Here is an 8,668-nt window from a genome sequence, read left to right on the forward strand (position 1 = left end):
CCCTGAACACTGGCGCGAACAAGCAAACGTCCAGCGTATGCGCCGAACTCCAGTAGGGATAGTTCATGATGACGATATCGCCTGGCTCGAGATTCTTCTCACCGACGTACTCAACACCCTTTTTTACCCCGTAGTCGTTTGCCCCGAGGAACATTGTTAGACCTGGGGAGTCAGCAATTAGGTTGAGGTTCCGATCGTACAGTGAGATACCAAAGTCCTCGACCTCGTAGATGGCGACGCTATAGGCCGTTCGAACAAGCGTTCGGTGCATCTCCGCAGCTGCCGACACGAGGTAGTTGCGAACCACTTCCACCGTCGCGCCGTCGACTTCTGTTGTCATCGGTCTCCCCCCCTGATAATCACATGACCGTACTCGTCGATTGTGGCCTGCTGGTCAGAGTGGAAGACCATTGTGGTCGTTGGCTCCTGTATGATTGCCGGGCCATCAATGACTTGATTCCTCGACAGTAATTCGCGTTCATAGACCTCGAACTCGACAAACCTCTCGTTAGAAAAGCAATATGCCTCGCGGACCTCGACAGGGTCTGCCGGTTTCTCGTCCTTGGGAAGTTGTTCGAGCGACGGTTTATTGTTCCGGCCGACAGCTCGCACCCTGAGATGTACGACCTCAGCTGGGTCGTCCATCCTATGACCGTACCGTGCGTCATGGCCCGCTTCGAACTTCTCACGTAGATTGTCGATCGAATTGATTTCTTCAATATCCACCTCAACAGTGTGCTCCTGACCGAGGTAGCGCAATTCCACGCTCCGCTCGAGTTCGATCTCATCAGCGTCGAAACCTTCTTTCTCAAGACGACTCTCTGCCTCATCCTCTAGGGCACCAAATTCTCGATCCAGGCCTTCTACATCGGTGTTCTGTAGCAGGTCGATGTTCGTCTGTGAGAAGTCGTAGACAACGTCGGACATCATCATGCCCCACGCCGAAAACACCGACGGAGCTTGTGGAATAATAACTTCACCCACATCCAACTTTCGTCCGAGAAGAGGGTTGAACATCGGACCCGCGCCTCCGTAAGCGACCATCGAGAAGTCCCGAGGATCGAGTCCCTTCTCGACGGTTATCTCACGGATTGCGCTAACAGTATTTGCTAGCATCACGTCGAACACGCCAGTGCAAGCATCCTCGACGGAGATCCCCTGGGGATCAGCAAGCTTTCGCTTGATCCCCGATCGGGCAGCTGTCTGATCAATGTCCATTTCACCGCCCAGAAATTCATCAGGATGGAAGTATCCCAACATTAGCGCCGCGTCTGTAACGGTTGGCTCTGTGCCACCACGACCGTAGCAGATCGGCCCTGGGGTTGCACCGGCAGACTTCGGACCGACCTTCAACAGTTCACCATCAAGCCAGGCAATTGAACCCCCTCCTGCCCCAATTGTTCGGATGTCATAAACGGGGATTAAGAGAGGTTGGTGCTCCAGCGATGACTGATAAGCAACGGCCGGAGAACCGTCCTCAATTACACACGCATCCAAGCTCGTTCCACCCATGTCGACTGCGAGTGCGTTATTTCGATCGATCTTATCACTCACAAAGGATGCACCGATAAGACCGCCTGCAGGCCCAGAGAGGATTGTTTCGACGGGGGCCGTTCGAGCGCCTTCGGCTGACATCGCCCCTCCGCCGGACCTCGTGAGGAAAAACGACCCGTCGAAGTCTTGGTCGGCGAGTGACGATTCGAGCTCATCGATGTAGGAGTTGAATATTGGTTTGATATACGCGTCAATCACTGTTGTTGAAGTGCGCTCGTATTCTCGGTACTCGTTAGTAACGTCACTGGAGATGGATGTTGTGAGCTCTGGGAAAGCGTTATTGATCACATCAGCAGCTGTCCGTTCGTGGATTGGATTATCGTACGCATGAAGGAAACATACTGCGATTGAGTCAACACCGTGTTCGTTCACGAGTTCTTTCGCAGCCTGGCAGACCGCATCCTCATCGAGAGCTTCAATCTCAGCCCCGTTTTCGTTAAGGCGGCCTGGGACCCCCTTACGGCGACGGCGGGGAACCAGCGGTTCAGGCTTCTGATAGTAGATGTTGTACATGTCGTCTTCCTGCACATCAAATCGGCCAATTTCAAGAACGTCACGAAACCGCTCGTTTGTAATCAATCCAGTAGTTGCACCTTCTCGTTCGAGCAACGCGTTGATTCCCAGAGTTGTTCCGTGAACGAAGGCATTTGTATCCGTAAGGTTTGCATCCACTTTTTCGATGGCATTCATTACGCCTTCAGTTGGATTATCGGGCGTCGTGGTAGTTTTCTCAATCTGGGTTGTACCCTGATCAGTGTCAAAACGGATGGCGTCAACGAATGTTCCGCCAATGTCAACTGCTAATCGCTCGACCATGTCACGTAACGTGTATTTTATAGTAATAAAGCTATGGGGTGATTGAACCACACATGTGTACTATCGGACCCACATATATTCAGTCGGGTCTGCTCTTTGGTCTGATTTAGTAAAGGAAGACTCGTCTACTTCGATTTAGCGATGAGTCCGACTTCTTCCGATATTATTCTAACAAATTCTGAATTGATACTAACAGATATGTTACCATTTAGGATAAAAGATAGTTTCCTTAATTAACATTTTATACTTTTATTAATTGGATTATGGGTAAAAATTGATAAACAGTATCTCATGAGGACGTTTTCTCGAAGCCACGGGACATCAAGGTCAGTGTATTTTGGAGTTCTCGTGTGACTGGACGTGTGCCGTAGATGCCTTTGTAGTAGCAGTGCAGGAAGCCTCGGAAGAGTTCCGGTGGTTTGTGTACTCGTGTTCGCCCCCGCTTCGAGGGAGCGAACACGTCTACTCCAACAAAAACTCAAACACCAAGTACTTGAATAGCGGTGCTGTCTCCGTAGCTGTGACATTTAAGAAGTCGTCAACCGAAGCTACGTCTTGCAGGGTTGCACTTGTACTGGACACACGTCTTGCACCCTGCAACCTCCATTGGATGGTTTCCTATGACACGCTCGTACTTGCAAACCGGTTCTTTGACTAATTTCCTGACTTCACAACAGCGATCGTTCCCCTTCCACTAGTGACCAATTATTTCTAACGATTACTATAGCCCATATTATATTTGTTACCAAGGATTCGAATTTGCGGAAAGTTGAAGTCAGTTCAATGTGTGGTATATCCCAACATGGTGGACGAAATAGCGCGTCAAAAAGAGGTACAAACCGCACACACGACTTTCGACATTTTAGAAATACTTAAGAATACAGACGGTGCAAATCTCTCAACAGTTGCTTCGCAATTGGATATCGCAGTAAGCACAGCCCACAGGCATCTTTCAACCCTCGTAGCCCGGAACTACGTAGTCAAAGAGAAAGGAGAGTACTACACGAGTCTCAAGTTCCTTGAGTTCGGGACGTATGCTTCGAATCGGAAACCAGGATACGAACTTGCGACAGAACTAGTTGATCAACTTGCAGAAGAAACTGGAGAGCATTCCCAACTCTTCGTTGAAGAACATGGAATGGGGGTATATCTGTACGGAAAGGCTGGTGAACATGCAGTGCAGAGTAGCCCCCAGCTCGGAAAACCACTGCCACTGCACGCGACCGCAGCGGGCAAAGCAATTCTTGCTCATCTCTCGGACTCGCGCATTCATAATATTATTGATCAACACGGCCTTTCTAGTCTTACAGAAAATACTATTACCGACGAAGAGCGGCTATGGGAGGAAATTAGGACGGTCCGCAAACGGAACTACAGTGTAAACCGAGAGGAAAATCACGAGAATTTGTGTGCAGTGGGTGTACCGATTAAGAAAGACGAAGATAGAGTCTTTGGTGCGGTGAGTCTTTCGGGCCCCACACGTAGAATACAGGGCGACCGCTTGGAGAACGAACTTCCCACGTACTTGCTGGGCCGAGCTAATGAACTTGAACTGAACATTCAGTTCTCACAGTCATCACCCAATGGCGCTCCCTGATATTCGCCTTTGAGGACTCTGGTGAACCACCGGGAGGTGTTGAGTTGTATCGTCACAACGAGAGAGTTGATGGAATCTATGATCGAGCGCGTAGCCGGCGGTGCCGTATATGCACGGTCCTATCGTAACGACTCAAACGACGTATACACTGATCGGCGGTCTGTCTCGCAATCAGGTGCGTATTAACCTGCAGTGGCTACCATAGTATCGAGAGTTCCGCGAGCTCGTCCTGATGTGTGCTGTCTACAGCATCACGCGTACCGTGGAATAGACAAGTTCACGGCTGTATAGTGATCCATCACAGCCAACTCGGCTAACCGTTGACTGTTTACACTCATAGAGCGTGTCATAGAATCAATCACAGGGTTTTGAGCTTCGTTCGTCCGGGATTGTGTCCACGTTCGTAATTGGTGATGGCGACGATCACGCGGAGACAAAGCGCCACGAACACCTGTGTTCGTGCGTGGACGCGGCCTCGGGCACGTCCGCGCCCGAGGCCGCAATCCTTGCACACTTCGTTTGTTCGTTCCACCTGCGTCCGGTGATCGCACGTTTCGCCGAGCACTGACTGCTTGAGGCTGATGTCTTCAGCGTGTTTGTCGATGCAATCTTCGACCCTGTATTCCATGTCGAGCGGGTCGTCCGTATTGCGTGGGTTGTACGGTGCAATCGGCACGACTCCCTGCGCCAGCAGGAAGTCGTGCCACTTCAGGATGTCGTAGCCACTGTCTCCGAGCATCCAGACCGGTGTATTGACGGCGAGCGCGTCCTTCGTGACGCGCATCGCCGTCTCTGCATTGATTTGCTTTCGTTGTGTGAACTCCGCTGCAATCGGAATCTTTGGCCCAGTTGAAACAATCACACAGCCAAACCCGTAGTAGTGTTCCTCAGCAGTTGAATCAAAGTTCCATGTCGCTTCATTGTTGTACTGAATTGCGGTGACGTGAGTCGAATCGATGCGATATGTGGAGTCGAGCAGGCCCCGACAGGCGACCTGCTAGACGAGACGGTCGAAGGCATCATCTACCACCAATTCAAGATCAGTGGGAAATCGATCAACAGTGTCTCGTGAAGGCGGTTTCTCGAAACCACAGGACAGCCAAGTCAGTGTATTTCGGAGTTCTCGTGTGACTGGGCGTGTTCCGTAGATGCCTTTGTAGTAGCAGTGGAGAAAGCCTTTGAAGAGTTCTGGTGGCTTGTGGACTCGTGTTCGCCCCCGCTGTCAGGGGGCGATCACGTCGTACTCAAGCAGAAACTCGAACTCCAAGTGCTCAAACAGCGGTGCTGTCTCCGTAGCCGCGACATTCAAGAAGTCGTTGACCGAAGCTACGTCTTGCAAGGTTTTGGTGCTGCTGGACACAGTTTCCAAATCCTGCGGCCTCCCTTGGGAGGCTTTCTATGACACGCTCCTCACATATAGCTATCATAAGTGTGTTCCGCACATTAGAACGAATATACTAATTGGAGATAATTGATGATTCGATAGCTGTTTTGAGGGGACAGGGACAGTCGATTGGCCGTGTGATCTTTTCTTTACGGCTGTACTTATGTAATTGTGATGGGCGATGACATACATCAGAATTAGCGCTGAACGCCGCGTATATACCAGAACCAGCATTTCGGACGCGACAAAAGATCTAGGATAGGGTGCATTATCCATCTTTCGAATATACGGAATTTCTCGCAGCCCATTTCGTAGAATTGATTTCAAAGGCTGTGTTGAATCGCCATAAGGCGGTGGAATTTACTGTTTCACGGCTCGCTTGATGTTGTAGACGACCATTCGTCTTTAGCTAAGGCCCACACCTCGGTTGAGTAGCGGTAGCGAGCGCCTCTCGCAACACTGGCCGTTGCTGGTGGATTTTCTGTGCATCTTCGATCAGCCGTTCTAACAGCGGTGGCGGCGAGTAGCCGAGATATTCGCTGAGTTCGTGGAGCATAAGCTGGGCGTGCGACCTAATGAGTACGAAAACTTTTGTGAGTTAATCTCGATGCATGAGTAATGGAACGCTCACGTCGAAAGGAGATTAAGAGTCACTTAACTGAAGAAGAAATCGATGAACTGCTGCGCGAGGCTGAAGACGACCATCACCTCCGTCGGCTTGGGTTTTTGAAAAATCTCTACCAGGGCGACTCAATTCCGGAGGCCGCCGACCGAGAAGGTCGGTCGGCCACCACCGGTGGTTGCTGGGCGGATGCCTGGAACGAAGACGGGTTAGAAGGACTGATGCCGAGTTTCGGAGGCGGCCGGCCTCCGAAACTCAACGAGGATGAACAAGAGGAGCTGGTCGAGATGCTTCGAGACGGTCAAGTGGAAATCGCAGGAGATTCAGCATCTTCTCCAGGAAGAATTCGGCGTTTCTTACAGTCCGAATTACCTCGGTACCTTCCTTCGAGAGCTTGGTCTTTCGTACGCGAAACCACGGCCAAAGCGTCCGAACCGGCCAGAAAACCCTGGTGGAATCCTCGAAGAGCGCGTCGACGACGCGCTCGATGAGGACGGCCAGCCACACAACAAACGTGAGGGAGGAGACGAAGAAGGGTGGGTTGTTGAGGACAATATCTGTACTGATGGCGGTACCATCTTCGGGTTTTTTGATGCATCGAAGCCACAGCTGTACGACAATTCGCGGCGTGCCTGGTACGTTGACGACCCGCACATTGAACGAGAGTTAGTCAAGACGCACGATTCTGCGGTCGGATTCTACGCTCTCAACGGTGAGAGTTTGGTGAGGTTCACCGAGGACGAAAAGAAAGAGCGGATTTGTGGGGATTAGAGAAGATCCGCGAGCAGAATCCTGGCAAGGGGATTCTGCTCGCCTTGGACAAGCACGGTGCACATAGATGTGAATACACGCGCAAGCGCGCACATCAACTCGGGATCGACCTGATTTTCCTTCCATCAGGTTCGCCGCACCTAAATCCAATCGAGCAAGTCTAGACCTACCTCAAGTGGATGATGTCACCGATTGTCGTTGAGAACGAAGAGGAATTCAAAAATCTCGTTGAGGAAACCGTCAAGAAATTAAAGTAACGCATTAGCTTCGTAAAGAAGTGGTTTGAGATGTTCCTTGAGTTTCAGAAGTTATCTTAACCATTAAGCGCGCGATGCCTTCGACGAGGTCTGCGGGAAAGAGGGAAGTCAACCGGCGGCGTATGAGTGTTGGAGAGAGTTCGGTTTTCACAACCTCTCTCTACGCGGTTTCTGAAGATAACCTTATCAATACGCTGGCGTCTGTCGGTTTCGCTCCTTAACCGAACACGGATGTTGCTTGGACACAACTCAGCAAGCGGACTTCTCAACTAACGGCTTTGTGAAGTACTGATACTGGGTTGAGTGTAACGATTGTACGTGACTGGATTCCGCCGATTTGGGTTATGGCATTGGTGTAGGCGTTAGGAGCCGTTGTGTCGTAAACCATATCAGTCCAAAAATAACGATACCTAACCCGGAGAACAGTAACGTCTGTCGGTATCCGAACACCGTTGCAGCTCCGACCGTAAGCGGCGGACCGACCGTTGTACCGAGTCTGATAATACTTGTCCGAATACTCATGATACTACCACGGAACTCGTCCGGTGCTCGTTCCGTCAGTGCGGTGTCCGTAATTGGTTCAGCGAGACCCTGGCCAAGACCGAACAGGAGAAGCGCACCGGCGACTACGTAGATGGAGTCCGCAACTGCGACGATGGCAAGCCCAATCCCATAGCTCACGAACCCTAATGCAATCGACTGAAAACTCGTCAACAGTCTAAGTACTCGATTCCCTTGCATCGCAGTCAGCCCCATTACGACTGCAGGTATTCCAAGGAGAACGCCTATTCCGCTGGATGACAGCTCAAATTCGTTGGCGAGTAAGAAGGGAACGGCGGTGAGTTGGGCACCGTAGAGAATAAAGAATATACCAAAAATCGCGAGGTAAAGCACGGCGAACGGAGTCATCGGTGTTGACCCGGTGAGAAACTCCCGAATAGTCGAGTTCGACTCGTTTTCGTCCCAGTCCGGCTCTTCCAGCAGGGGGATTCCCGAGATGGCGACGAAGACGGCAAGGAAAAAACACGCAAACGGTGCCGACCAGGCGATCGACGCGAGGGCGCCGCCGAGCAACGGATATCCAGCAGCTCCAATCGCGAGAATGGCCGCGTTAGTGCCGATCAACATTCGTCGCTGCTCGCCAGTATAGAGATCCCCGAGGAGTGTCACCGTGAGCATGACGACCGCGCTACCTGCTGCCCCCTGAATCGCACGGAGGGCGAGAATTAGGGTGAAATCGGAGATGAAAATAATACTGCTCCCACTGAACCCGAATACGACGAGTGATGGGATTAGTATCGGCTTTCGGCCGATGCGGTCGGCTACCAGTCCGATCGGTATCGTGAGAAATATTCCCGGGAGCGTGAACGCGGACAGCAACAAGCTGGCCTCCGACTCCGAAATATCCCAGGCCATCTGTACTGTCGGGAGTGCAGGGCTGATAAGTGAGACTCCCATCACCGCGACGAGAGTACTCGAGAAAATCACCGCTACGGCTGGTGATTCCCGGAGGGTCTGTCTCAGTTCCATTAAATCCGTTTCCTAGCTTCTCGACACTGTACCGTAAACTATCGGTACTTCCCGAAGGTTGCTTCGTGAGTTGTGCTGAGTCTCGGGAAACTGGAGCAAACGCTGGTGTGGTAGCTGAGTGAAGGACGAAATAGAGT

Annotated in this window: 4 protein-coding genes and 4 pseudogenes; 2 read left to right on the forward strand and 6 right to left on the reverse strand. The window is 51.4% G+C overall.

Translation table 11 applies throughout. The annotated features are described in order from the left end of the window. The 3 genes and pseudogenes from GRS80_RS01580 to GRS80_RS01590 all read right to left on the reverse strand — a co-directional run. Positions 1–340, reverse strand: a 340-nt coding sequence (locus GRS80_RS01580; protein ID WP_200840302.1) for a hydantoinase B/oxoprolinase family protein, incomplete at its 3' end; no start/stop codon positions are given. Further along, a complete protein-coding gene (locus tag GRS80_RS01585) occupies positions 337–2,370 on the reverse strand; it encodes a hydantoinase/oxoprolinase family protein (protein WP_160046029.1) in 2,034 nt (677 codons plus the stop codon). The genes GRS80_RS01580 and GRS80_RS01585, both read right to left, overlap by 4 nt. Before the next feature lie 292 nt (positions 2,371–2,662). Then, a pseudogene (locus tag GRS80_RS01590) lies at positions 2,663–2,952 on the reverse strand (IS5/IS1182 family transposase); the annotation flags it as partial. Between the two features lie 220 nt (positions 2,953–3,172). On the opposite strand from GRS80_RS01590, the gene GRS80_RS01595 reads away from it, so the two are divergent. Further along, positions 3,173–3,967: an IclR family transcriptional regulator gene (locus GRS80_RS01595; RefSeq protein ID WP_160046030.1), complete on the forward strand. Its 795-nt coding sequence runs from the start codon at positions 3,173–3,175 to the stop codon at positions 3,965–3,967. 358 nt (positions 3,968–4,325) lie between these two features. Here GRS80_RS01595 and GRS80_RS01600 read toward each other — a convergent pair. Further along, positions 4,326–5,327, reverse strand: a pseudogene (locus GRS80_RS01600) (transposase). 433 nt (positions 5,328–5,760) lie between these two features. Next, positions 5,761–5,925: pseudogene (locus tag GRS80_RS01605) on the reverse strand (IS4 family transposase); the annotation flags it as partial. A gap of 44 nt (positions 5,926–5,969) precedes the next feature. On the opposite strand from GRS80_RS01605, the pseudogene GRS80_RS01610 reads away from it, so the two are divergent. Then, positions 5,970–7,001: pseudogene (locus GRS80_RS01610) on the forward strand (IS630 family transposase). 342 nt (positions 7,002–7,343) lie between these two features. Here the strand turns inward: GRS80_RS01610 and GRS80_RS01620 are convergent. Next, complete coding sequence (locus GRS80_RS01620) at positions 7,344–8,531, reverse strand: MFS transporter (RefSeq protein WP_160046032.1); 1,188 nt, start codon at positions 8,529–8,531, stop codon at positions 7,344–7,346. Positions 8,532–8,668 lie beyond the last annotated feature (137 nt).

The sequence above is a fragment of the Natrialba sp. INN-245 genome (assembly GCF_009807105.1).
Classification (GTDB): Archaea; Halobacteriota; Halobacteria; order Halobacteriales; family Natrialbaceae; genus Natrarchaeobius; species Natrarchaeobius swarupiae.